This is a genomic window from Guyparkeria sp. SB14A, from assembly GCF_005096345.1.
Taxonomy (GTDB): Bacteria; Pseudomonadota; Gammaproteobacteria; order Halothiobacillales; family Halothiobacillaceae; genus Guyparkeria; species Guyparkeria hydrothermalis.
The window spans coordinates 24,690-47,764 of the sequence record NZ_SWAW01000017.1 but is presented as its reverse complement, the minus strand read 5'-3'; the positions used below and the strand labels follow the sequence as shown (position 1 = coordinate 47,764).

Here is a 23,075-nt window from a genome sequence, read left to right as displayed (position 1 = left end):
CGAAACGGCGGAAACAAAAAAGGAGCCCGAAGGCCCCTTTTCAACACGTCTGCCGACGCGTCGCCTTAGTGGCGACCGCCCGCGGAACGCATGGACTTGATCCACTTGAGGCGTTCTTCCGCCTCGACCATGATCATCTCGGCCGAGGTGAAGTCGAGCTGCCCGCGCTGCTCGTACTCCTGAACGTAATCCTCCTCTTCACCCATGCGGGCTTCGAGTTCGTTCGGATCCAGGTTCTTCGCGTCCTCTTCCGTCAGCGCCCAGTCAGCAATGATGCTGACCACGTGGGGCTGGACTTCGACCACCCCGAAACCGACGAAATAGCGCACGATCGAGCCGTCGTCCTGATGCACCCGGACTTCGCCCGGACGCAGTACCGACAACGTCTGCGTGTGGCGGGCGGTGACGCCCATTTCGCCGGCTTCGGTCGGGATGGTGACGAAGGTCGCCTTCCCGGTGAAGATCGGCTTTTCCATGCTGACGATGTCGACTCGGGTAGTCATAGCCATTGTCGACCTCCGTTATCAGGCCTTCTCAGCCATCTTGTTGGCCTTCTCGACGGCTTCGTCGATGGTGCCAACCATGTAGAACGCCTGCTCCGGCAGGTGGTCGTATTCGCCGGCCACGATGCCCTTGAACGCGCGGATCGTTTCCTTGAGCGGAACGTAGCGGCCCGGGGCGCCCGTGAACACTTCGGCAACGAAGAACGGCTGCGACAGGAAGCGCTGGATCTTACGAGCACGGGATACGACCGCCTTGTCGTCGTCGGACAGCTCGTCCATGCCGAGGATGGCGATGATGTCCTTGAGCTCCTTGTACCGCTGCAGGGTGGTCTGCACGCCGCGGGCGGTGTTGTAGTGCTCTTCACCGACGACCTGCGGGTCGAGCTGGCGGCTGGTGGAGTCCAGCGGATCGATCGCCGGGTAGATACCCATGGCGGCGATGTCACGTGCCAGTACGACGGTCGCGTCGAGGTGGGCGAAGGTGGTGGCCGGGGCCGGGTCGGTCAGGTCGTCCGCCGGTACGTAGACCGCCTGGACGGAGGTGATCGAGCCCGTCTTGGTCGAGGTGATGCGCTCCTGGAGAACGCCCATTTCCTCGGCCAGCGTCGGCTGGTAGCCCACCGCGGCCGGCATGCGGCCCAGCAGTGCGGAAACCTCGGTACCCGCCAGGGTGTAACGGTAGATGTTGTCGATGAACATCAGGACGTCACGACCCTCGTCACGGAAGAACTCGGCCATGGTCAGACCGGTCAACGCGACGCGCAGACGGTTGCCCGGCGGCTCGTTCATCTGGCCGTAGACCAGGGCGACCTTGTCGAGGACGTTGGAGTCCTTCATCTCGTGGTAGAAGTCGTTGCCCTCACGGGTACGCTCGCCCACGCCGGCAAAAACCGAGTAGCCGCTGTGCTCGACGGCGATGTTGCGGATCAGCTCCATCATGTTGACGGTCTTGCCCACGCCGGCACCGCCGAACAGGCCGACCTTGCCGCCCTTGGCGAACGGGCAGAGCAGGTCGATGACCTTCACGCCGGTCTCCAGCAGCTCGGTGCCCGAGGCCTGCTCGTCGAAGGTCGGCGCCTTGCGGTGGATCGACCACTTCTCGTCGCTCTCGACTGCGCCGGCCTCGTCGATCGGCTCGCCCAGGACGTCCATGATGCGACCCAGGGTGCCCTTGCCGACCGGTACCGAGATCGGCTTGCCGGTGGAAGTCACGGACAGGCCGCGCTTGAGACCGTCGGAGGTGCCCATGGCGATGCCACGAACGATGCCGTCACCGATCTGCTGTTGAACCTCGATCACCAGACCGTTCTCGTCAACGCGCAGCGCGTCGTAGACGGAAGGCACCTGGTCATGCGGAAATTCGACGTCGATCACCGCCCCGATGATCTCGACAATTTTTCCAGAACTCATGTGTGTTCCTCTTTCAATTCGAAAAATGGGTTGGTGCCGTCGTCACACGGCGGCCGCGCCGGACACGATCTCGGAGATCTCCTGAGTGATCGCCGCCTGACGCGCCTTGTTGTACTGCAGCTTGAGGTCCGTGATCATGTCGCTGGCGTTGTCGGACGCGTTCTTCATCGCGATCCGGCGTGCCGCCATCTCGCATGCCACGTTCTCGACGGCCGCGGACACGATCTGGCCCGACAGGTACCGCTTGAGCACCGCATCCAGGACAATCTCCGAGTCCGGCTCGTAGATGTAGTCCCAGTGATGCTTGAGGCTCTCGTCCTCCTGGTACCGCAAGGGCGCGATCTGCTCAACGACCGGGTTCTGGCTCATCGAGTTCACGAACTCGTTGTGGGCCAGATCGATCCGGTCGATGTCGCCGTTCTCGAACGCGGCCAGTGCCGCGTTGATCGCCTTGCGCATCGCCGCGTAGTTCGGCTTGTCCCCCAGACCGGTGACGGAGGTCAGGATGTTGCCCCCGTACCGGCGGAAGAAAGCGCGGCCCTTGCTGCCGACCGGGATGACGTCGACCTCGACACCATTCTTCTCGTATTCCCGAATCTTGTCGGCCGTGCGCTTGAGCAGGTTGACGTTCAGCCCGCCGCACAGGCCCCGATCCGTGGTCACCACGATCATCAGAACGCGTTTGACTTCACGCTCGACCATCAGCGGATGGCGGTACTCAGGATGCGCGTTGGTGATGTGACCCACTACCTCGAGAAACTTCTCGGCGTAGGGACGGGTCGCCTCCATCGCTTCCTGGGCGCGCCGCATCTTGGATGCGGCCACCATTTCCATCGCCTTGGTGATCTTGCGCGTGTTCTGGACGCTCTTGATCTTGGTGCGAATCTCTTTGCCTACGGCCATGATTTCGCCCCCCGGTTAATAGACGCCTTTGGCCTTGAAGTCCTCGACGACCTTTTTCAGCTCGGCGGCGATCTCATCGCTGTAGTTGCCCTCGTCACCGATCTTCTTCGCCAGCTCGCCGGCGTTGTCGGCGGCAAAGGCGTGCAGAGCGGCCTCGAAGTCGTTGACCTTCTCGACCGGCACGTCATCGAGGAAGCCCTCGTTGGCGGCGGTGAGCGACAGGGACATCTCGGTGACCGACAGCGGCTTGAACTGCGGCTGCTTCATCAGCTCGGTGACGCGCTTGCCGCGCTCGAGCTGCTTGCGGGTCACTTCGTCGAGATCCGAGGCGAACTGCGAGAACGCCGCCAGCTCACGGTACTGGGCCAGATCGGTACGGATACCGCCGGCCAGCTTCTTGACCGCCTTGGTCTGCGCCGAGCCACCGACACGGGATACGGAGATGCCCGGGTTGATCGCCGGGCGGATGCCGGAGTTGAACAGGTCGGTCTCGAGGAAGATCTGACCGTCGGTGATCGAGATCACGTTGGTCGGAACGAACGCGGAGACGTCGCCGCCCTGGGTCTCGATGATCGGCAGCGCGGTCAGCGAACCGGTCTTGCCCTTGACTTCGCCGTTGGTGAACTTCTCGACGTAGTCCTCGTTGACGCGGGAGGCACGCTCCAGCAGACGCGAGTGCAGGTAGAAGATGTCACCCGGGTAGGCTTCGCGGCCCGGCGGACGACGCAGCAGCAAGGAGATCTGGCGGTAGGCCCAGGCCTGCTTGGTCAGGTCGTCGTACACGATCAGCGAATCCATGCCGCGGTCGCGGAAGTACTCGCCCATGGTGCAGCCGGCGTAGGCGGCCAGGTACTGCATGGCGGCCGGGTCGGCGGCGGAAGCGGAAACGACGATGGTGTATTCCATCGCGCCGTGCTTCTCGAGCTCGCGTACCACGTTGGCCACGGTGGAGGCCTTCTGGCCCATCGCGACGTAGACGCAGTAAACGCCCTTGCCCTTCTGGTTGATGATCGTGTCGATCGCGACCGCGGTCTTACCGGTCTGGCGGTCGCCGATGATCAGCTCACGCTGGCCACGGCCGATCGGCACCATCGAGTCGATGGCCTTGATACCGGTGAGGATCGGCTGGTCGACGCTCTGACGCTCGATGACGCCCGGCGCGATCTTCTCGATCGGCGCGGTGGTCTCGGCGTTGAGCTCGCCGCGACCGTCGATCGGCTGACCGAGGGTGTTCACGACGCGGCCCAGCAGCTCCTTGCCGATCGGCACTTCCAGGATGCGCTGGGTGCACTTGACCTGGTCGCCTTCCTTGAGGTGCTCGTAATTGCCCAGAACCACGGCGCCGACCGAGTCGCGCTCCAGGTTCATGGCCACGGCAAACGCGCCGCCCGGCAGCTCGAGCATTTCGCCCAGCATGGCTTCGCTCAGGCCGTGAACTTTGATGATGCCGTCGCCCACCGGGACGATGGTGCCGACGGTTTGCGCTTCCGCGCCGGCATCGAAGTTTTCGATGCGCTCTTTAATCAGACTGCTGATTTCAGACGGGTTGATCATGGAAGATCTCCTTAGCGACTCATTTGTACGGCAAGATGCTCGAGCTCTCCGCGCATCGATCCGTCGATGACCAGGTCACCGGCGCGGATGATCGCGCCGCCGATGAGGTCCTCGTCGACGGTAGTTTCGAGCTCTACGGTGCGATCGAGTCGCTTGCCGAGCGCTGTTTTGATTTGGTTCGACTGCTCGTCGGTCAGAGGCTTGGCCGAGACGACGGAGGCCACGATGCGGCGCTCCGCTTCGGCACGCAGCTTCTCGAAGGCCGCGGCCACTTCCGGCAGCAGATCGAGGCGGTCGCGTTCGCCGAGCAGGCGCACGAGGTTGAGCGCCTTCTCGTCGACGGCGTCCTCGACCACCTTGATGAAGCCGGCGAGCCGGTCGGCACGGGAGCGTGCCTCGTCGCCCAGAAACGCCACCATGTCGGCGTTCTGCGCAACGGCAGACAGCCCGGCAAGCGCCTCGGACCAGTGCTTGGCCTGTGCCGCATCGGCACAGAGGTCGTGCACTGCCTTCGCGTACGAGATGGCGACTGTGGTGTTCTCAGACATAGGGCCTCCGCTTGTCTTAGATCCGAGCGATCAGATCTGAGATCGCGGATTCGTGGTCCTTGTCCGTCACCTCGCGCTTGAGGATGCGCTCGGCACCGGTGGCCGCCACATCGGCAACCTGGGCACGGAGCTCTTCCTTGGCGCGATTGACCTCGCGGTCGATCTCGGCGTTGGCCTGGGCGACGATGCGCTCGGCCTCGGTCTTGGCGTTGTTGCGCGCCTCTTCCAGGATCTGGTTCGAACGGGAGTTCGCCTGGGCGATGATGTCGTTCGCCTTGTCCTTGGCCTCGCGCAGCAGCTCGGTCGAGCGCTCCTGGGCCAGTTTCAGCTCGTGCTTGCCGCGCTCGGAAGCGGACAGGCCGTCAGCAATCTTCTTGCGACGCGCTTCCATCAGTGCGGAGAGCGGCGCCCACAGATATTTGTTGACCAGCCAGATCATCAGCACGAAGGCGATCAGCTGAGCAACCAGTGTGATCGAAATACTCACAATGTCCCCTCGCGTAAATACGGATTGGGTTTCCGGTCAGCAGGACGCGGCGGATCGAACCGCCGCGTCTGCCGAATCGATGTCACGAAGGACGCGATTTAGAGGGCGCCAATCGCGGAGGTCAGGGCACCGACGAACGGGTTGGCGAACAGGAACCACATCGCGAACGCGAGGATGATGAACGGGAAGGATTCCATCAGACCAGCGAAGATGAACATGTTGGTCATCAGCTGCGGACGCATCTCCGGCTGACGCGCGATGCCCTCGAGGGTCTTGGAACAGATCAGGCCCCAGCCGATGGCCGAGCCGAGGCCGGCGGCAGCGAGGATCACACCAACGCCAACAGCGGTGTAGGCATAGATGGTAGCGAGCATATCGGGGGTCATGGCTTCTTCTCCTAATCAGAAAAACAAAGGGTCAAAGGAAACTCGGGTCGGTGATCAGTGATCGTCTTGGGTATGCGCCATACCGATGTAGACGATGGTGAGCACCATGAAGATGAATGCCTGCAGCGTGATGACCAGGATGTGGAAGGCGATCCACGCCATGTCCAGCACGACCTGCAGCGGGAACCAGATGAGCAGGCTGGCACTGATGGTCGCACCCAGGGTCAGCAGGGCGATCAGCAGGAAGACCAGCTCACCGGCAAACATGTTGCCGAACAGACGCAGCGCGAGGCTGATCGGCTTGGCAAGCTCGTCGATCGCGGTCATCACGATGTTGATCGGGATGAGGAACTTGCCGAAGGGATGGAACAGGAACATCTTGATGTAGCCGCCCAGGCCCTTCACCTTGATGCTGTAGTAGACGGTCAGGATGAACACGAACAGCGCCATGGCAAGCGTGGTGTTCAGGTCGGTGGTCGGCACCACCTTGAGGTATTCGACGCCCAGACCGGAAGCGATGGCCGGCAGCAGGTCGATCGGGATCAGGTCCATGAAGTTCATGAGCCAGACCCACAGCAGGATGGTCAGGGCCAGCGGGGCGATGATCTTCGGCGCGCGGCTGCCGAACGAGTCGCGGATCTGCTCGTCGACGAACTCGAGAATCCCCTCGGCGGCATTCTGCAGGCCGTTGGGGGTCTCCGCGCGCAGGCCGCGGCCGATGCGCATGGCCACGAACACGATCAGCGCACCCAGCAGGACGCTGAAGAAGATCGTGTCGATGTTCAGCTGCCAGAAGCCTTCGCCAACGTGGAGGTTGGTCAGGTGATGCTGGATATATTCAACCGGGCCACCGCCCGCATTCTCCGTAGCCACTGTCTCTAACTCCTCAAGCTTGAAATCAATCTGTTGTCCGGTCGGTCGGACGCCCGGAATCCTGTCCGCGGGCGGCGAGGACGCCGGCGATCATGGCGACCACGAAGGCCCCGACCATGAATCGCGCGTCCAGCTTCAGCAGCCCCAGTCCGACCGCCATCAGGGCGAGCAGCGCGACAAAGCGCACCGCCGCCCCGAGATACATCGTGTTCATGCTCTGCTGCGGCGATTCCACGGCGAGCTCGGTGGCTCGAGCCATGGAGCGTCGCAGCATCCAGGCCAGCAGCATCGCCACCGCGACGCCGCCGGCAGCCGACAGCGCCGCGTGCGGCGAATGCAGCAGGGCCAGTCCGACACCCAGCGCGAGCACGGCCAGCTGGACCGTCACCACGCGCCGCCCGCGGCGGGTGATTGCCTCCGCCATGCGACTCACGGGCGCCCCGAATCCTTGTCTTGCGGCTCGTCACGACCGGTGGCCAGCAGCGCCTTCTTCGCGTTGCGCATGCCGGCGACGAAACCCAGCGCCCCGAGGATCAACATGAAGATCGGGGCCGTATCGAGCCAAGCGTCCAGCAGGTAGCCGAGCAACAGCCCGGCGATGATGCTGGAGGCAAACATGTTCCCCGCACCGACCTGCAGCAGCCCCTTGAAGCGCGCGCTCCAGTAGCCACCCTGACCTTTCTGGCCAGCATCGGCGGGCGTCTTGTCGCGATCGTTCATGTTCGGGGCCCAAAAATTGGCGGTCAGTGTAGCGATTCGCTCATCGATCGACAAGCAAGGATGCCTTGGCAGGCTACGGAATCGGCGCGACGGGCCAGCAACGAGTTCGGCCGGCGCGCGTCGGGCAACGCTGCGCCATCGTCAGCGTCGCGTCAGCCCCCACGCTGGCCTCGGGTCAATCGACCTCGGGGCGCCCGCCCTCGTTGCGGCCGACCAGGCGCTCGATCAGGCCGTCGAGCTGATCGAGGCTGTCGAAACCGAGCACCACGCGCCCCTTGCCGCGGCGATTGGCCTGGATGGTGACGGCCGTGCCGAGCGCCTCGCCCAGCCGCCGCTCCAGCGCACGGGTATCCGGGTCGTCATCGGCCTCGGCGGCAGGCGCCGCTGACTTGAGGTAGCGACTGACCATGGACTCGACCTGGCGCACGGTCAGCGTGCGGGCCACCACCTTCTCGGCGATGCCGGCCTGCTCCTTCTTCGGCAAGGCGGCCAGGCTGCGAGCGTGGCCGGCCTCGATCCGACGCTCGCGCAGGAGCTTCTGCACCGGCGAGGCCAGGTCGAGCAGGCGCAATGCATTGCTCACCGCCGGGCGGGATACGCCCAGCACGTCGGCCACCTGCTGGTGGGTGAGCTCGAATTCCTTGACCAGCCGCTGCATGGCCTGGGCCTGCTCGATGGCATCGAGATCCTCGCGCTGCAGGTTCTCGATCAGGGCCATGGCGGCGGCCTGGTTGTCGTCGATCTCGCGCACGACTGCCGGGATGTGGTCGAGACCCGCCTTCTGCGCGGCCCGCCAGCGGCGCTCCCCGGCGATCAGTTCGTACTCGCCTGAGCGGCGGCGCACCACCACCGGCTGGATCACCCCCTGGGCACGGATCGAGTCGGCCAGCTCGGTCAGGGCGGCCTCGTCGAAGCGGGTGCGCGGCTGGAACGGGTTGGGACGGATAAGGTCGACCGCCAGCTCGCGCAGTTGCGCGCCGGCCTGCTCGGCGGGCCGTTCCGCGGTACCCAGCAGGGCATCCAGACCGCGCCCCAATCCCTTGCGTTTCGTGCTCATGGAAAGGCCTCTGTGTGTCCCGTTCGTCAGTCGCGCCCCGCCGCCCCGCCGCGGCCCTGGCGCAGGGCGGCCGGCTTGCCCAGCTTGCCGCGCTTGCGCGCCCGCTTGACCAGTTCGCGGGCCACGTCGGCATGCGCCTCGGCACCGCTGGAGCTCTTGTCGTAGAACATGGCCGGCAGGCCGTGGCTGGGCGCCTCGGCCAGGCGCACGTTGCGCGGCACCAGCGCGTCGAAGACCCGGTCGCCGAAGTGCTGGCGCAACTGTCCGCTCACGTCCTGGGCGAGTCGGTTGCGCGCATCATACAGGGTGCGCAGCACCCCGGCGATGCCGAGGTCCGGGTTGAGCGCGACCCGCACCTGCTCGATCGTATCCAGCAACGCGGACAGCCCCTCGAGCGCGAAGTATTCGCACTGCACCGGGATCAGCACGTCGTCGGCCGCGGCCAGGCTGTTGATGGTGAGGGTGTTCAATGCCGGCGGGCAGTCGATCAGGACGAAGTCGTAGTCCTCGACCAGCGGGGCCAGCGCCTGGCGCAGCTTGGTCTCGCGACCGATGCGCGTGACCAGCTGGAACTCGGCGCCGGCGAGATCGATGGTGGCGGGCAGCAGGTCGAACCCGCCGGGGTCGGTGGGCAGCAGCGCCTCGGTCACGCCGATCTCCTCGAGCAACACCTGGCCGACGTGACGCTCGACCGAGTGCTTGTCGTAGCCGGCACTGACGGTGGCGTTGCCCTGCGGGTCCATGTCGACCAGGAGCACGCGGCGGCCGAAGGCCTGCAACGCGGCGGCGAGGTTCACCGCGGTGGTGGTCTTGCCGACGCCACCCTTCTGATTGGTGATCGCGATCACCCAGCTCATGCGGTGCCCGCCCGTTCCACGACCAGCAGGTGGCGTTCGGCATCCAGATCGGGGATATCCAGCACGTGCCGGCCAGTGACGACGAACCCGTCGGGCAGGGCATCGAGCTCCTGCGGATCGAGCCGCCCCTTCATGGCGTACAACCGGCCGCCGTCGGCGAGCAGCGGGGCGCCGAGCCGAACGAAGTCGGCCAGGGCGGCAAAGGCGCGCGAGATGATGCAGTCGAACCGATCGCTTGGTTCGAGCTCTTCGACGCGCTCGCGTCGCACGGCGACGTTGTCCAGCCCCAACTCGCGCCGGGCGGCCATCGCGAAACGCGTCATCTTGAGATTGGAGTCGACCAAGGTGACCTCACTGTCGGGGCGACAAACCGCCAAGATCATACCCGGTATGCCGGGACCACTGCCAATATCGAGCAGACGCGGGCAGGCGGGCAGGTGCGGCAGCACGGCGAGCGAATCGAGCAGGTGGCGGGTGACCATCGCCGCCGGGTCGCGCACGGCGGTGAGATTGTAGGGCCGGTTCCAGCGGGCCAGCAGGGCGAGGTAGTCGATCAGTCGGGGGGCGACTTGCGGATCGAGCTCGAGACCGAGGCGCTCGACGCCGTCGGCCAGCTGCCGTTCGAGTCGTTGTCGTTGCTCGTCGGATAGCGCCGCCGACATGCGATCAGGCCGAACGGGCCAGCTGGCCGCGGCGCTTGAGATGCACCAGCAGCAGGGAGACGGCCGCCGGGGTCACGCCGGGGATGCGCGCGGCCTGACCGACCGTGGCCGGGCGCTGCTGGCCCAGCTTGTCGCGCACCTCGTTGGACAGCCCCGGGATCTCGGCGTAGTCGATATCCGCCGGGATCGACTGCTCTTCCTGCTTGACCGAGCGGGCGACCTCGTCGCGCTGCCGGTCGATGTAGCCGGCGTACTTGGCCTCGATCTCGAGCTGCTCGATCACCGCCGGGGCCGGCATGGCCTCGGGCGCCAACTCGTCGACCGCGGCGATCTTGGCGTAATCCAGCTCGGGGCGACGCAGCAGGTCCAGCGCGGTGACGTTGCGCGTGATCGACCCGTCGAGCTTGTCGGCCGCCGGGTGGCCCGGGTGGACCCAGATGTCCTTCAGTCGCCCACGCTCGGTCTCGATCGCCTCCATCTTCTCGTTGAAGGCCCGCCAGCGACGCTCGTCGACCAGGCCGAGTTCGCGACCGATTCCAGTCAGGCGCTGGTCGGCGTTGTCCTCGCGCAGCATCAGGCGGTATTCCGCCCGGCTGGTGAACATGCGATACGGCTCGAGCGTGCCCTGGGTAGTGAGATCGTCCACCAGCACGCCGAGATACGCCTGGTCGCGGCGCAGGGTGAGCGCATCGCGGTCGAGCACGCGCGCCGCGGCGTTCGCACCGGCCATCAGGCCCTGCGCGGCGGCCTCCTCGTAGCCGGTGGTGCCGTTGATCTGGCCGGCGAAGAACAGGCCCTCTATCGCGCGGGTCTCGAGCGTCGGCCTGAGACCGCGCGGATCGAAGAAGTCGTACTCGATCGCGTAGCCCGGGCGCGTGATGTGCGCGTTCTCGAAGCCGCGGATCGAGCGCACCAGCTCGAGCTGCACGTCGAACGGCAGGCTGGTGGAGATGCCGTTGGGGTAGACCTCGTGGGTGTCCAGCCCCTCGGGCTCGACGAAGATCTGGTGCGAGGCCTTGTCGGCGAAACGGTGGATCTTGTCCTCGATCGACGGACAGTAGCGTGGGCCGATGCCCTCGATATTGCCGGTGAACATCGGCGAGCGATCCAGCCCGCCGCGGATGATCTCGTGGGTGCGCTCGTTGGTGTGCGTGATGAAGCACTCGACCTGGCGCGGATGCTCCTCGGGCGAGCCGAGGAAGGAGAACACCGGCGTGGGCGTGTCGCCCGGCTGGGCCTGCATCACGGAGAAATCCAGGCTGCGGCAGTCGAGACGCGGCGGGGTGCCGGTCTTCAGGCGCGCGACCCCGAGGTCGAGCGAGCGCAGCGTGTCGGCGAGCTTCTTGGCCGGCGGGTCACCGGCGCGGCCGCCCTCGGAGCGCTCCAGCCCGACGTGGATCTGCCCGGCCAGGAAGGTGCCGGCGGTCAGCACCACCGACTCCCCGAAAAACTCGATGCCGCCCGAGGTGCGCACGCCCACGACCCGCTCGCCGTCGAGGATCAGATCGTCGACGGCCTGCTGGAACAGGGTCAGGTGCGGCTGGTTTTCCAGCATGTGGCGCACGGCGGCCTTGTAGCGCACGCGATCGGCCTGGGCGCGGGTGGCACGCACCGCCGGGCCCTTGCGGGCATTGAGGATGCGGAACTGGATGCCGCCGAGATCGGCGGCATGCGCCATCGCGCCGCCCAGCGCGTCGATCTCCTTGACCAGGTGACCCTTGCCGATCCCGCCGATCGCGGGGTTGCAGCTCATCTGGCCGAGGGTCTCGATGTTGTGGGTGACCAGCAGGGTCTCCACGCCCATGCGCGCGGACGCCAGGGCCGCCTCGGTGCCAGCATGACCACCGCCGATGACGATCACGGGGAATCGATCTGGATAACGCATGGGAACCTCCTGCCGCCAATGCGGCTAATACCCCCCGGGCATGAAAAGTATGGCAACGAGCGCCGGGGATAGCTGCGCACCCCCGTCGGGGGCGCGGCAGTATAACGGAAACCGCTTTCAGATCCAGCAGTTATCGCCGGAAATCACGCCGCGCCGACCACCGCCGGATCGCCGCGTTCGAAGGCGCGGCGCAGCCGACTCACGCCGCCACGAAACGCATGCGCCTCGTAGCCGGCGCGCTGCATGCGCTCGGCGAGCATCGGTGCGTTGGCGCCGCGCAGGCAGTAGAGCAGGTAACGACGATCGGTCGGCAACGACTCGAACCGGCGCGCCAGCACGTCGGGTGGGTAGTTGACCGCGCCGGGCAGGTGCCAGTCGCGAAACCGCCGTGGCGGCTGGCAGTCGATGATCGTCGCGTCGGCGGGAATCGCGTCGGCCAGCACATCCGGCTCGGCGAGATCCTCGTCCGTCAACGCGGCGAGGTCGATCTCGCGGGCCTCGGCGACCGCCCGGTCGAGCAGGGCGTGGTCGAGTTGCGCCTCCTCGCGGTCGATCCGCCCCCGCCGAGACGAGACCAGCGGCTTGCTGTTCGACAGGGCGCAGAATTCCGGCACGCCCTCGGAGAGCGCATAGGTACCGATCCGCCGGGCCAGCCTCATGATCTCGGTCTTGTCGAAACCGATCAGCGGGCGCAACACCGGCAACCCGCTGGCCGGATCGATGCTGTTGAGATTGGACAGGGTCTGCGAGGAGACCTGCGAGAGCGCCTCGCCGGTGACCAGCGCCTGCGCACCGATGCGTCGGGCCACGCCCTCGCCGGCCCGATACATCAGCCGCTTCAACACCACCTGCCAGACCTCGCCGGCCAATCGCTCGCGCAGGTCGGCGACCACCGGCAGGAAGTCGACCACGAACAGCCGCGGCCGGTCACCCACGGCCCAGTCGCGCGCCAGGCGGTGGGCGATGCGCGTCACCATGTTCTCGTGGGTCGCCCCTCCGAGGTTGCAGAACACGTAGTCGTTGCCCACCCCGCGGCGCATCGTGTACCAGGCGGCCACCGGTGAATCGAAGCCGCCGGACATCAGGGTCACCGCCCGATCCTGCACCCCCAGCGGCACGCCGCCCGGGCCGGGACGGCGCTCGGTGAACAGCCAGGCGCCGTCCTCGACCAGATCGATCTCCACCCGCACCTCGGGCGCGTCGAGATCGACCGTGCCGAAGGGATTGAGGGCGGCGCCGACCTGGCATTCGACCTCGCGGGTCGATAGGCGTGGACCGCCGTGGCGCTTGCAGCGCACCGCGTAACGCCGGCCGTGCACCCTGTCGGCGAAGCGGTCACGGGCGGCCTGGATCAGGGCCTCGAGCGTCGGCTCCACCACGGCCTCGACCGGCGAATACGAAGCCACGCCGAAGACGCGCTCCAGCCGCCCGGCGACCGCGTCGAGCTCGGCGGTCAGCAACAGCAGTCGCCCCTGGTCGACACGCAACTCGTGGGGGACCCCGTCGAGCGCCGCACGCAGGTTGTTCATCAGGGTATTGCGAAAACGCCGGCGCGTCGGCCACGACTTCAGCTGCATTTCCGGGGCGGGCCGGATGATGAGGCGTTCGGACCAGTCGGTTTCGGACATGACGGGCATTACGTGCAAAGGGAATGAAAACGATGCCGGCCCCGCCTGGCGGGCGGGGCAGGTCGATTGGACAGGGCAGGGACGGCGACGTGCCGCGGGCTCAGACCTCGCCGAGCGCCTCCTGCATGAACGGCGGCGTTGCCAACAGGCCGCGATGCAGGGCCGTGCTGTAGTAGCGCGTGACGACCTCGTCGGCCAGCGGGCGCAGCTCGTCGAGTGGGCCGGCCTTGCGCGCCAGCGTGCCGGTGATCGAGCCACCCGGGTAGACCGGCTGCGGGAACAGCAGCGAGCGACGCTCGGCAAAACCGGCCGCCTTCATCGCGCGGTGATAATCGAGCATCAGCGGCAGGTGGTAGAACGGCGATTCGCTCTGACCGACCATGATGCCGTCCTCGCGCAGCACGCGGTGGCAGTCGGCGAGGAAGTCCGGACCGAACAGGCCGGTGCCCGGGCCGATGGGGTCGGTGGAATCGACGATGGTCACGTCGACACTCGCGCTCGGGGCGTTCTTCATCCACGCCACGCCGTCCTCGAACCGGAGCGAGACGCGCGGGTCGTCGTTGTGGGCAGTGAGCTCCGGGAAGAAGCGTTCGGCCGCACGGGTGACCGCCTCGTCGATGTCGATCTGCACCACCGACTCGACCTCCCGGTGCTTGAGCACCTCGGTAAGCGTGCCGCAGTCGCCGCCGCCGATGATCACCACGTTGCGCGGGGCCGGGTGGGTCTGCAGCGCGGGGTGGGCCATCATCTCGTGGTAGAGATAGTTCTCCAGCGAGGAGAGCATCATCACCCCGTCGAGCAGCATCAGGTTGCCCCAGCGCTCGGTACGCCAGACCTCGAGGTGCTGGTAGGGCGTCTGCTCGTCGAGCAGCTTCTCCGTGGCACGGATGCCGAAGCGCGCGCCCATTTCCTCGACCGTCTCGTAGACCCACTCGCCGTGCTTGCCGGACATGACCTCCCTCCCGTGATTCGCCTCGCCCCGACCCGATTCGGGGCGTCAGGCATGAGGCAAATGTGACAGAATACCAGCCGCGAGCCCCCTCGTGACGGATGACATCCGGCCTATATCCCGCCGGAAAGGTTTCACGCCGGGCCGCCATCTCGAATAACGACACACAACCAACACGGAACCTATCCCACCCATGAAAACCTGGCAGGACTCTCGACTTACCGCCTTTATCGTCACCCTCGGACTCGCCGTCATCGGCGCGCTGGCCATCGGCCAGATCTACGACCACCTCGACCAGCGGCTGCTGCAGTTTCTCGCCTCCGCCGCCGTCATCCTGATCATTTCCCTGCTGGCCGGTTGGCTCACCGCCCGCCCCGCCAAGCCCGGCCTGCGACCCAAGGAGGTCGCGGTGGAACACGAGCCCGTGCGCGAGACCGGCAAGGTCAAGTGGTTCAACGTCGACAAGGGCTTCGGCTTCATCATCCGTGACAACGGCGAGGACCTGTTCGTTCACTTCCGCGCCATCAACGATGGCGGCGCCTCGCGCCTCAACGAGGGGCAGAAGGTCGAGTACCAGATCGGCCAGGGGCGCAAGGGCCCGCAGGCCGAAGAGGTCGTCATTCTCGACTGAGCGGCTCGCAGCAGGCCGGCAGGGTTTCCCGGATCGACCGGGCCAGCACCTCGATCGCCTGCGGACGGGAAAAACGCCGGCGGCTGGCCAAGGCGATGTCGCGCGTCGGCGTGTCGCTGGCGAACGGCAGGTAGCGCACCAGCGCCTGCGTGCCCTCGTCCTGCGCCCAGGTCGAGGCGCAGGGCAGCACCGTGATCCCGGCCCCGCTGGCGACCATCATCCGCATCGTCTCCAGCGACCCGCCCTCCAGCGTGCGCTGCAGGCGCCCGAAGGCCCGCCCGTCGTTGCAGCGCGGGCAGACCCCCAGCACCTGGTCACGGAAGCAGTGCCCCTGGCCGAGCAGCAACAGGTCGTGCTCGGCGAGCTGGTTGGGCTCGATCGCCTCCTGGTCGGCCAGGGGGTGACCGACCGGCACCGCCACGGTGAATGGCTCGCGGTAGACCGGCTCGACCGTGACGCCCGGCGCCTCGAACGGCAGGGACAGCACCACCACGTCGATCTCGCCGTGCTCGAGCTGCTCGGCGAGATCGGCGGTCAGCCCCTCGGTGATCTCGATCGGCATGCGTGGCGCCAGTTCGTGCAACCGGCCGATCAGTCGCGGCAGCAGGTAGGGCCCGACCGTGTGGATCAGCCCCACGCGCAGCGGGGCGGCCAGCGGATCGCGGCGGGTATGCGCCAGATCCTCCAGGCGCTCCATCTCGTCGAGCACCCGCTCGGCCTGCTCGATGATCGCGCGGCCCTCGGTGGTGACCTGCACCTCGGAGCGGCTGGCGCGTTCGAAGATCTGCACGCCGAGCGCGGACTCCAGGCGCTTGACCCCGACGCTCAGGGTGGGCTGGCTGACGAAACAGCGCGCGGCGGCGCGCCCGAAATGCCGCTCGCGGGCAACGGCGACCACGTAGCGGAGCTCGGTCAAAGAAGCCATTGGGGGCAGGTTCCTTTTGCGTGATCGAGAAGGCCGGGCCATACTCCGGGTGTTCGGCACGCCCGACCCTGTCGGGCAGCAGAATAGCACCACGAGGTGCGGTCGCTTGAAAAGCGGCGTCAAGGGATGAACAATTGCCCGACAGGCATTAACAGTCACTGATATTTAGGAGTCATGCCGTGAGCGACAACATCGTCTACGTATCCGACGCGGATTTCGAAGCCCAGGTCATCAACAGCGACACGCCCGTCCTGGTCGACTTCTGGGCCGAGTGGTGCGGCCCCTGCAAGATGATCACGCCGATCCTCGACGAGGTGGCCGACGAATACGCCGGCAAGCTCAAGATCGCCAAGGTCAACATCGACGAGAACCCGGAAACCCCGCGCCAGAACGGCATCCGCGGCATTCCGACCCTGATGCTGTTCAAGGGCGGCAAGGTCGAGGGCACCAAGGTCGGCGCCGTCTCCAAGTCGCAACTGACCGACTTCATCGACTCGGCCCTGTAACCCCGGCGCGACACGAACCGACACCACATCCCGCCAAACCACCCCGACCCGTTTGGCAAGTGGTGGGTTCTGTGCCAGAATCCCAGCCAGTCAAGGGATCGCCGAACGCCACCCGTCCCGCTGCACCGGCCCCGAGGTCGCCCCGACCCGTCGGCCGCAAGCCACCCGGACGCGCTCCGCGACTCCCTCAGACGACACACCCCTTCTGTCGTCCGGCCACACCTCGGTGGCCTTCCGATCTCAGCATTTGATTTCGCCCTTCGACATCCCGTTGATTTTCCATCTGTGGCCCGCCGCGGTCCCCACGACGAATCCATCCGAATGAATCTAACCGAACTCAAGAGCAAGCCCGTTCCGGAACTCATGGAGCTGGCCCAGTCGATGGGACTGGACAACATCGCCCGGACACGCAAGCAGGACGTGATCTTCGCCCTGCTCAAGGCGCACGCCAAGACGGGCGAATCGATCCACGGCGACGGCGTACTGGAGATCCTCTCGGACGGGTTCGGTTTTCTGCGCAGCGCCGACGGCTCCTACCTCGCCGGCCCGGCCGACATCTACGTCTCGCCCTCGCAGATACGGCGCTTCAACCTGCAGACCGGCGACACCATCAGCGGCACGATCCGCCCGCCGAAGGACAACGAGCGCTACTTCGCGCTCCTGAAGATCGAGAAGATCAACCTCGAGAAGCCCGAGGCCTCCAAGACCAAGATCCTGTTCGGTGACCTCACCCCGCTGCATGCCGAGAAGCGCATGCGCATGGAGCGCGGCAACGGCTCGACCGAGGACCTGACCGCCCGGATCATCGACATCGTCGCGCCGATCGGCAAGGGCCAGCGCGGCCTGATCGTCGCCCCGCCGAAGGCGGGCAAGACGATGCTCTTGCAGAACATCGCCCAGAGCATCACCCACAACCACCCCGAGTGCGACCTGATCGTGCTGCTGATCGACGAGCGCCCGGAAGAGGTCACCGAGATGCAGCGCACCGTGCGCGGCGAGGTGGTCGCCTCGACCTTCGACGAACCGGCCCCGCGCCACGTGCAGGTCGCCGAGATGGTGATCGAGAAGGCCAAGCGCCTGGTCGAGCACAAGCGCGACGTGGTGATCCTGCTCGACTCGATCACCCGCCTGGCGCGCGCCTACAACACCGTGGTGCCGTCCTCGGGCAAGGTCCTGACCGGTGGTGTCGATGCCAACGCCCTGCACCGGCCGAAGCGCTTCTTCGGTGCGGCGCGCAACGTCGAGGAAGGCGGCAGCCTGACCATCCTCGCCACCGCGCTGGTCGACACCGGATCGAAGATGGACGAGGTGATCTACGAGGAATTCAAGGGCACCGGCAACATGGAGCTCCACCTCGATCGGCGCATCGCGGAAAAGCGCGTCTACCCGGCGATCAACATCAACCGCTCCGGCACCCGCCGAGAGGAGCTGCTCACGGATACCGAGGAGCTGCAGAAGATGTGGATCTTGCGCAAGTTCCTCCACCCGATGGGCGAGCTCGAGGCGGTGGAGTTCCTGCTCGACAAGCTCCAGCAGACCAAGACCAACAACGAGTTCTACGACTCGATGCGTCGCGGCTAACAGACCCATCGCTCGAAACGAGAAACCCCGGCTCAGGCCGGGGTTTTTTATGGCGCGCCTCATGGCTGACCGCCTAAGATGAGGTGGATCCCGCGTCACGATGAACATGGCATGAACCCGTCCCACCACCGCCTGGCCACCGACTCGCTCATGGCACTCGCCGGACTGGCACTGCTCGCGCTACCGACACTCTCAAGCGCGGCCTCGAACCATCCCGATCCCCGCCAAAGCCTCGGCTTTACCTCCGAAGAGCAGGCGATCTTCCTCGAAGACATGCGCCAGATGCTCGGCAGCGTCCAGCAGATCCTGCGGGGCATCGCCGATGACGACCGCGAGATGATCATCGCTGCGGCCCAGCGCTCCGGCAATCGCATGGCGCGCAACACCCCGGAGTCGATCCGCGCCAAGACGCCGTCCGAATTCCGGGCCATCGGCGGACCGATGCACATGGCCTTCGAGGAAATCGCGGTGCGTGCCGAGGTCGACCCGCTCGAGGACATCACGGCAATGACCGCCGAGGCCATGAACCAGTGCATGGCCTGCCACGCGCAGTTCCGTGTGGACTAGCGCCCAGTTAGCGCCTAGTTTCCTCTCAAGGCCTTGAGGTCATCGAGCACGTCCTTCACGTGTTCGTCGGGGTCCACCTTGCGGTAGATCGTCGCGATATTGCCCTCGGGATCGATGATGAAGGTCTGGCGCTTGGCGAACTTCACCACCATGAAGTCGCTCAGCGCGCCGTACCGCTCGACCACCTCGCCGTCCGGGTCGGCGAGCAATGGGAAGGGCAACTCGTACTCGCGGGCGAAATCGGCGTGGCTCGCGACGCTGTCCATGCTCACGCCCAGCACGGCCGCGTCCTGCGCGATCAGGCGGTTGATATTGTCGCGAAAGCTGCAGGCCTCGGTGGTGCAGCCGGGCGTGTCGTCCTTGGGATAGAAGTACAGCACCAGCCACTGGCCACGGTAATCCTCGAGGCGGCGGGTCTCGCCATCCTGGTCGGGCAGGGCGAAGACCGGGGCGGGATCGCCCACGGCGAGATCCGCGGCCTGCGCGGTGCCGGCGATAACGAGGGTGGCGAGCAGGGAAAGGAAACGACGCATGGGGAAGTCACCGTGACAGGTTGGTCGGTCACGGAGTAAAGCAGCTTTTGCGCCGTTCACCAGTCGGTCGGATGCCGCCAACGGCAACCGGCTCCGCCGTGATCAGCCTCGGCCGATCGCCCGCCAGCCGATATCGCGACGGCAGAAGCCGCCCTCGAAGTGCACCTGGTCGACCCCGGCGTAGGCGGCCTGCTGCGCCGCCTCGACCGTTTCGCCCAGCGCGGTGATGCAGAGCACCCGCCCGCCGTTGGTGACGATCTGGCCGTCCGTTTCCGCCGTGCCGGCGTGGAAGGCCTTCACGCCGTCGGGCAACGCATCGAGACCGGTGATCACGTCCCCCTTCGACGAACTCTCCGGGTAGCCAGCCGAGGCCAGCACCACGCCCACGGCCGCCCTGTCGGTCCACTCGGCGGTGGCCTGGTCGAGCGTGCCGTTGACGCCGGCCTCGACCAGGTCGACGAGGTCGCTGTCCAGGCGCATCAGCACCGGCTGGGTCTCCGGGTCGCCGAAGCGGCAGTTGAACTCGAGCACCTGCGGCTCGCCATCCGCGCCGATCATCAGCCCGGCGTAGAGAAAGCCGGTGTAGGGCAGGCCGTCGAGGGCCATGCCCTTCACCGTCGGCTCGATCACCTGCGCCATCACCTGCTCGATCATCGCGTCATCGAGCACTGGCGCAGGCGAGTAGGCGCCCATGCCGCCGGTGTTGGGGCCTTTATCGCCCTCGTCGCGGGCCTTGTGGTCCTGGCTGGAGGCCATCGGCAGGACGTGTTCGCCATCGACCATGACGATGAAGCTCGCCTCCTCGCCCGCAAGGAAGGACTCGACCACCACGCGCGCGCCGGCCGCACCGAACTGACCGGCGAAGATGTCGCGGATGGCGGCCTCGGCCTCGTCGGTACTCTGGGCGACGATCACGCCCTTGCCGGCGGCCAGCCCGTCGGCCTTCACCACCACCGGGGCGCCATGCTCGTGAACGAAGTCGATCGCCGGCGCGGCGGTGTCGAACACCCGGTACTTGGCGGTGGGGATGGCGTGGCGCTCCATGAAGTCCTTGGCGAAGGCCTTGGAACCCTCAAGCTGGGCCGCCTTCTGGGTCGGGCCGAAGATCGCCAGCCCGGCGTCACGGAAGGTGTCGACCACGCCCTCCACCAGCGGCGCCTCGGGACCCACCACGGTCAGATCGATGGCGTTATCGGCCGCGAAGGCGACCAGTTCGGCGACGTTCGCCGCGGAAATCGGCACGTTGCGGCACTTGGCTTCGGCGGCCGTGCCGGGATTGCCGGGCGCGACAAAGACCGTCTCCACCCGCGACGACTGGGCGATCTTCCACGCCAGGGCGTGCTCGCGGCCGCCACCACCGATTACCAGTACCTTCATGCCTTTTCCTCCACGCCGTCACCAGGCAAGTCTGCTGGGGAAACTCTACACGAATGCCATGCCACTCTGGCCTGGCGAGTCGTTCGTGATCAAGGCGCGATGTCGCCGGCGTGCCGGCGGCCACGTCAAGACATCGCAACGCGGAGCACGGGCGACTCGCCAAAACGCGCAGAGCGGTATGGCAGTCGTGCAGAGTTTCCCTAAAGTTCGCGCGCCCGCGCCACGGGAGGTGGAGTCACGGGCGGACGAACGGGATGTGGCTCGCATTCTACATCAGCCCACGGACCCTCCGCCCGCTGGTCCTGCACGGCGAATCGCCGGGCTGGCCTACAATGCCCGGATGCCATCGATCATGCTGTTCGAACCCGAGATCCCGCCCAACACCGGCAACCTGATCCGGCTGTGCGCCAATACCGGCTCGGCGCTGCACCTGATCGAGCCGCTCGGCTTCTCCCTGTCGGAAAAGGCCGTGCGCCGGGCCGGGCTGGACTACCACGCCCTGACCCACGTCCATCGACACGCCAATCTCGAGCAGGCGCGGACGGCGGTTGCCGGGCGGATGCTGGCCTTCTCCACACGCGGCACCACGCGCTACGACCGGATCGAATACCGGCCCGATGACGTGTTGCTGTTTGGCCCCGAGACCCGCGGTCTGCCCGACGAGGTACTGGAGTCCCTGCCCGCATCGCAACGGCTCTACCTGCCGATGGTGCCGGGCTCGCGCAGCCTCAACCTGGCCAACGCCGCCGCCGTGGCCTTCTTCGAGGCCTGGCGTCAACTGAACTTCGAGGGGGCGCAATGATCGACGAGTGGCGCATGCGGCCCATCGGGCTTATCGAGAGCCCCTATCGGGAGGGCTTCGGCATCCCGCGCCAGTCGGGCATCGTGCCGGCGGCCACCGGCATCCTGGTGCCGACCGCCGAATGGCGGGACCCGACCGCGTGGCAAGGCATCGAGGCGTTCTCGCACCTGTGGCTGGTCTGGGTGTTCCACGCCAAGCGCCGCATGCAGGCGGGAGACCGCAAGGCGGTCCGCCCGCCGCGGCTGGGGGGCAACGAACGGGTGGGGGTGTTCGCCAGTCGCGCCCCGATCCGACCGAATCCGATCGGGCTGTCGGTGGTGCGACTGATCGACGTGCAACGCGACGAGGACGGGGTGCGGCTGCACCTGGGTGGACTGGACCTGCTCGACGGCACGCCGATCCTCGACGTCAAGCCGCACGTGCCCTACGCCGACTGCCCGGCCGACAGCCGGGGGGGGCTGGGCCAGCGAGCCACCGGCGCGGCTGGCCGTGGTCTGGGGGGCGGCCGAGCCGTGGCTGGAGCGATTGTCCTCCGAACGGGTCGCGCTGATCGAACAGACCCTGGCACAGGACCCGCGCCCGGCCTTCCACGACGACCCGGAGCGGGTCTACGGTATGCGCATCGAGGAGATCGACGTGCGCTTCGTGGTGCGCGAGCATCGCGCGGAGATCCGGGAGATCGTGACCGCCGCCGACTGACGGCCGGGACAGGCGCGCCTCAGTCTTCGGGGCGCGGATCGCGCGACAGCAGCTCGGCGACGGCCTCCCGGGCGGGCAAGCCTTCGTAAAGCACGCGATAGACCGCCTCGGTAATCGGCATCTCCTGACCGTGCGCCTGCGCGAGGCGGTGGCCCTCACGCGCGGCGCTGATGCCCTCGACGGCCTGGCCGATGCCGGCCACCGCCGCCTCGACCGACTCGCCCTTCGCCAGCCGCAGGCCGAACTGGCGGTTGCGCGAGTGATCGTCGGTGCAGGTCAGCACCAGATCGCCCAGCCCCGCCAGTCCGGTGAAGGTCTCCATCCGCGCGCCCATCGCCTCGCCCAGGCGCATGATCTCCGCCAGCCCCCGCGTGATCAGCGCCGCGCGCGTGTTGGCGCCAAAACCGAACCCGTCGGAGACGCCGGCCGCGATCGCCAGCACGTTCTTGAGACCACCGGCGAGCTCGATGCCCACCACGTCGCTACTGGGGTAGCAGCGGATATGGTCGTTGCGCAGGGCATCGGCGACCGTCTCGGCGACGGCCCGGTCGCGGCTGCCGACGGCCAGCGCCGCCGGCCGACCGTGAGCCACCTCGATGGCGAAGGTCGGCCCGGAGACCACCGCGAACGAGACGTCGCCCAGCGCGCCGGCCACCAGCTCGTCGATACGCCGCCCCGTGCCGGGCTCGAAGCCCTTGGAGGCGGTGACGTAGATGGCCGAACGCGGGAGTGTCGCGGCGTGCTCGGCGAGGAACTCGCCCAGAATCTTGGTCGGCAGCACCAGCCAGACCTGGTCGGCGTCCTCCACGGCCCAGGCCAGGTCCGAACCCGCCCGCAATGTCTCGGGCAAGGCGATTCCCGGCAGGTAGCGCGCGTTCTGGTGGTCGCGATCGATCGCCTGCGCCTGCTCGGCATCACGCGCCCACAGGCGGACCTGGGCCCCGTTGGTCGCCAGCAGGGAGGCCAGCGCGGTGCCCCAGGAGCCGGCACCGAGCACCGCGATCCGTGTGCGTGCCGCGTCACTCATCGCGA

26 protein-coding genes and 1 pseudogene are annotated in these 23,075 nt (G+C 66.8%); 7 read left to right on the top strand and 20 right to left on the bottom strand.

Annotation, left to right across the window (positions count from 1 at the left end; translation table 11 throughout):
• Nucleotides 1-65 precede the first annotated feature (65 nt).
• The 16 genes from atpC to speE all read right to left on the bottom strand — a co-directional run bounded on the left by atpC (nt 66) and on the right by speE (nt 14,425).
• On the bottom strand, nt 66-509 hold the full coding sequence (atpC, locus tag FAZ79_RS07900) for an ATP synthase F1 subunit epsilon (RefSeq protein ID WP_136867432.1): 444 nt from the start codon (nt 507-509) through the stop codon (nt 66-68).
• A 15-nt stretch (nt 510-524) separates the two neighbouring features.
• On the bottom strand, nt 525-1,913 hold the full coding sequence (gene atpD, locus FAZ79_RS07895) for a F0F1 ATP synthase subunit beta (RefSeq protein ID WP_136867431.1): 1,389 nt from the start codon (nt 1,911-1,913) through the stop codon (nt 525-527).
• A gap of 42 nt (nt 1,914-1,955) precedes the next feature.
• The gene (gene atpG / locus FAZ79_RS07890; protein WP_136867430.1) at nt 1,956-2,816 is read right to left on the bottom strand and encodes a F0F1 ATP synthase subunit gamma; all 861 of its coding nucleotides are present in this window, start codon (nt 2,814-2,816) and stop codon (nt 1,956-1,958) included.
• A gap of 15 nt (nt 2,817-2,831) precedes the next feature.
• On the bottom strand, nt 2,832-4,370 hold the full coding sequence (gene atpA, locus FAZ79_RS07885; protein ID WP_136867429.1) for a F0F1 ATP synthase subunit alpha: 1,539 nt from the start codon (nt 4,368-4,370) through the stop codon (nt 2,832-2,834).
• Between the two features lie 11 nt (nt 4,371-4,381).
• Entirely contained in the window at nt 4,382-4,918 is a 537-nt protein-coding gene (locus FAZ79_RS07880; RefSeq protein WP_136867428.1) for a F0F1 ATP synthase subunit delta, read from the bottom strand.
• Nucleotides 4,919-4,934: 16 nt separating this feature from the next.
• Nucleotides 4,935-5,405 (bottom strand): F0F1 ATP synthase subunit B, encoded by a 471-nt coding sequence (locus tag FAZ79_RS07875; protein WP_136867427.1) that lies wholly within the window; start codon nt 5,403-5,405, stop codon nt 4,935-4,937.
• A gap of 98 nt (nt 5,406-5,503) precedes the next feature.
• Entirely contained in the window at nt 5,504-5,791 is a 288-nt protein-coding gene (gene atpE, locus FAZ79_RS07870) for a F0F1 ATP synthase subunit C (RefSeq protein ID WP_058574883.1), read from the bottom strand.
• A 54-nt stretch (nt 5,792-5,845) separates the two neighbouring features.
• On the bottom strand, nt 5,846-6,664 hold the full coding sequence (gene atpB / locus FAZ79_RS07865) for a F0F1 ATP synthase subunit A (RefSeq protein WP_136867426.1): 819 nt from the start codon (nt 6,662-6,664) through the stop codon (nt 5,846-5,848).
• A gap of 25 nt (nt 6,665-6,689) precedes the next feature.
• Nucleotides 6,690-7,088 (bottom strand): ATP synthase subunit I, encoded by a 399-nt coding sequence (locus tag FAZ79_RS07860; RefSeq protein ID WP_247709526.1) that lies wholly within the window; start codon nt 7,086-7,088, stop codon nt 6,690-6,692.
• Nucleotides 7,089-7,093: 5 nt separating this feature from the next.
• Nucleotides 7,094-7,384 carry an AtpZ/AtpI family protein gene (locus FAZ79_RS11570; RefSeq protein WP_197039158.1) on the bottom strand — a complete coding sequence of 97 codons (291 nt, stop codon included), beginning with the start codon at nt 7,382-7,384 and terminating at the stop codon, nt 7,094-7,096.
• Nucleotides 7,385-7,559: 175 nt separating this feature from the next.
• On the bottom strand, nt 7,560-8,441 hold the full coding sequence (locus FAZ79_RS07850; RefSeq protein WP_136867424.1) for a ParB/RepB/Spo0J family partition protein: 882 nt from the start codon (nt 8,439-8,441) through the stop codon (nt 7,560-7,562).
• Between the two features lie 26 nt (nt 8,442-8,467).
• Complete coding sequence (locus FAZ79_RS07845; protein WP_136867423.1) at nt 8,468-9,298, bottom strand: AAA family ATPase; 831 nt, start codon at nt 9,296-9,298, stop codon at nt 8,468-8,470.
• Entirely contained in the window at nt 9,295-9,960 is a 666-nt protein-coding gene (gene rsmG, locus FAZ79_RS07840; RefSeq protein WP_136867422.1) for a 16S rRNA (guanine(527)-N(7))-methyltransferase RsmG, read from the bottom strand. The genes FAZ79_RS07845 and rsmG overlap by 4 nt, the downstream gene beginning before the upstream one ends.
• Before the next feature lie 4 nt (nt 9,961-9,964).
• On the bottom strand, nt 9,965-11,845 hold the full coding sequence (gene mnmG, locus FAZ79_RS07835; RefSeq protein WP_136867421.1) for a tRNA uridine-5-carboxymethylaminomethyl(34) synthesis enzyme MnmG: 1,881 nt from the start codon (nt 11,843-11,845) through the stop codon (nt 9,965-9,967).
• 143 nt (nt 11,846-11,988) lie between these two features.
• Nucleotides 11,989-13,473, bottom strand: coding sequence for a THUMP domain-containing protein (locus FAZ79_RS07830; protein ID WP_136867420.1), 1,485 nt, complete (start codon nt 13,471-13,473; stop codon nt 11,989-11,991).
• 100 nt (nt 13,474-13,573) lie between these two features.
• Complete coding sequence (speE, locus tag FAZ79_RS07825; protein WP_136867419.1) at nt 13,574-14,425, bottom strand: polyamine aminopropyltransferase; 852 nt, start codon at nt 14,423-14,425, stop codon at nt 13,574-13,576.
• 421 nt (nt 14,426-14,846) lie between these two features.
• Here speE and FAZ79_RS11710 point away from each other — a divergent pair, with 421 nt between their 5' ends.
• Complete coding sequence (locus tag FAZ79_RS11710; RefSeq protein WP_231505854.1) at nt 14,847-15,053, top strand: cold-shock protein; 207 nt, start codon at nt 14,847-14,849, stop codon at nt 15,051-15,053.
• Here FAZ79_RS11710 and FAZ79_RS07815 read toward each other — a convergent pair.
• Nucleotides 15,040-15,978: a hydrogen peroxide-inducible genes activator gene (locus FAZ79_RS07815; RefSeq protein ID WP_136867417.1), complete on the bottom strand. Its 939-nt coding sequence runs from the start codon at nt 15,976-15,978 to the stop codon at nt 15,040-15,042. The genes FAZ79_RS11710 and FAZ79_RS07815 overlap by 14 nt on opposite strands.
• A 179-nt stretch (nt 15,979-16,157) precedes the next feature.
• Here FAZ79_RS07815 and trxA point away from each other — a divergent pair, with 179 nt between their 5' ends.
• From trxA to FAZ79_RS07800, 3 genes are all read left to right on the top strand, one after another.
• The gene (trxA, locus tag FAZ79_RS07810; protein ID WP_136867416.1) at nt 16,158-16,484 is read left to right on the top strand and encodes a thioredoxin TrxA; all 327 of its coding nucleotides are present in this window, start codon (nt 16,158-16,160) and stop codon (nt 16,482-16,484) included.
• 321 nt (nt 16,485-16,805) lie between these two features.
• Nucleotides 16,806-18,065 (top strand): transcription termination factor Rho, encoded by a 1,260-nt coding sequence (rho, locus tag FAZ79_RS07805; protein WP_136867415.1) that lies wholly within the window; start codon nt 16,806-16,808, stop codon nt 18,063-18,065.
• Nucleotides 18,066-18,176: 111 nt separating this feature from the next.
• Entirely contained in the window at nt 18,177-18,632 is a 456-nt protein-coding gene (locus FAZ79_RS07800; RefSeq protein ID WP_136867414.1) for a hypothetical protein, read from the top strand.
• 14 nt (nt 18,633-18,646) lie between these two features.
• On the opposite strand, the gene FAZ79_RS07795 is transcribed toward FAZ79_RS07800, so the two are convergent.
• Entirely contained in the window at nt 18,647-19,165 is a 519-nt protein-coding gene (locus FAZ79_RS07795) for a peroxiredoxin (RefSeq protein WP_136867413.1), read from the bottom strand.
• Nucleotides 19,166-19,267: 102 nt separating this feature from the next.
• The gene (gene purD, locus FAZ79_RS07790; RefSeq protein WP_136867412.1) at nt 19,268-20,542 is read right to left on the bottom strand and encodes a phosphoribosylamine--glycine ligase; all 1,275 of its coding nucleotides are present in this window, start codon (nt 20,540-20,542) and stop codon (nt 19,268-19,270) included.
• Between the two features lie 340 nt (nt 20,543-20,882).
• Here purD and FAZ79_RS07785 point away from each other — a divergent pair, with 340 nt between their 5' ends.
• The 3 genes and pseudogenes from FAZ79_RS07785 (at nt 20,883) to FAZ79_RS11700 (ending at nt 22,043) form a co-directional block, all read left to right on the top strand.
• Nucleotides 20,883-21,344 carry a tRNA (cytidine(34)-2'-O)-methyltransferase gene (locus FAZ79_RS07785; RefSeq protein ID WP_136867411.1) on the top strand — a complete coding sequence of 154 codons (462 nt, stop codon included), beginning with the start codon at nt 20,883-20,885 and terminating at the stop codon, nt 21,342-21,344.
• Nucleotides 21,341-21,730, top strand: a pseudogene (gene tsaA, locus FAZ79_RS11705) (tRNA (N6-threonylcarbamoyladenosine(37)-N6)-methyltransferase TrmO); the annotation flags it as partial. The gene FAZ79_RS07785 and the pseudogene tsaA, both read left to right, overlap by 4 nt.
• Nucleotides 21,731-21,833: 103 nt before the next feature.
• Nucleotides 21,834-22,043, top strand: coding sequence for a hypothetical protein (locus FAZ79_RS11700; RefSeq protein ID WP_247709525.1), 210 nt, complete (start codon nt 21,834-21,836; stop codon nt 22,041-22,043).
• Nucleotides 22,044-22,062: 19 nt separating this feature from the next.
• On the opposite strand, the gene FAZ79_RS07775 is transcribed toward FAZ79_RS11700, so the two are convergent.
• Nucleotides 22,063-23,070 carry an NAD(P)H-dependent glycerol-3-phosphate dehydrogenase gene (locus FAZ79_RS07775; RefSeq protein WP_136867410.1) on the bottom strand — a complete coding sequence of 336 codons (1,008 nt, stop codon included), beginning with the start codon at nt 23,068-23,070 and terminating at the stop codon, nt 22,063-22,065.
• Nucleotides 23,071-23,075: the final 5 nt, after the last annotated feature.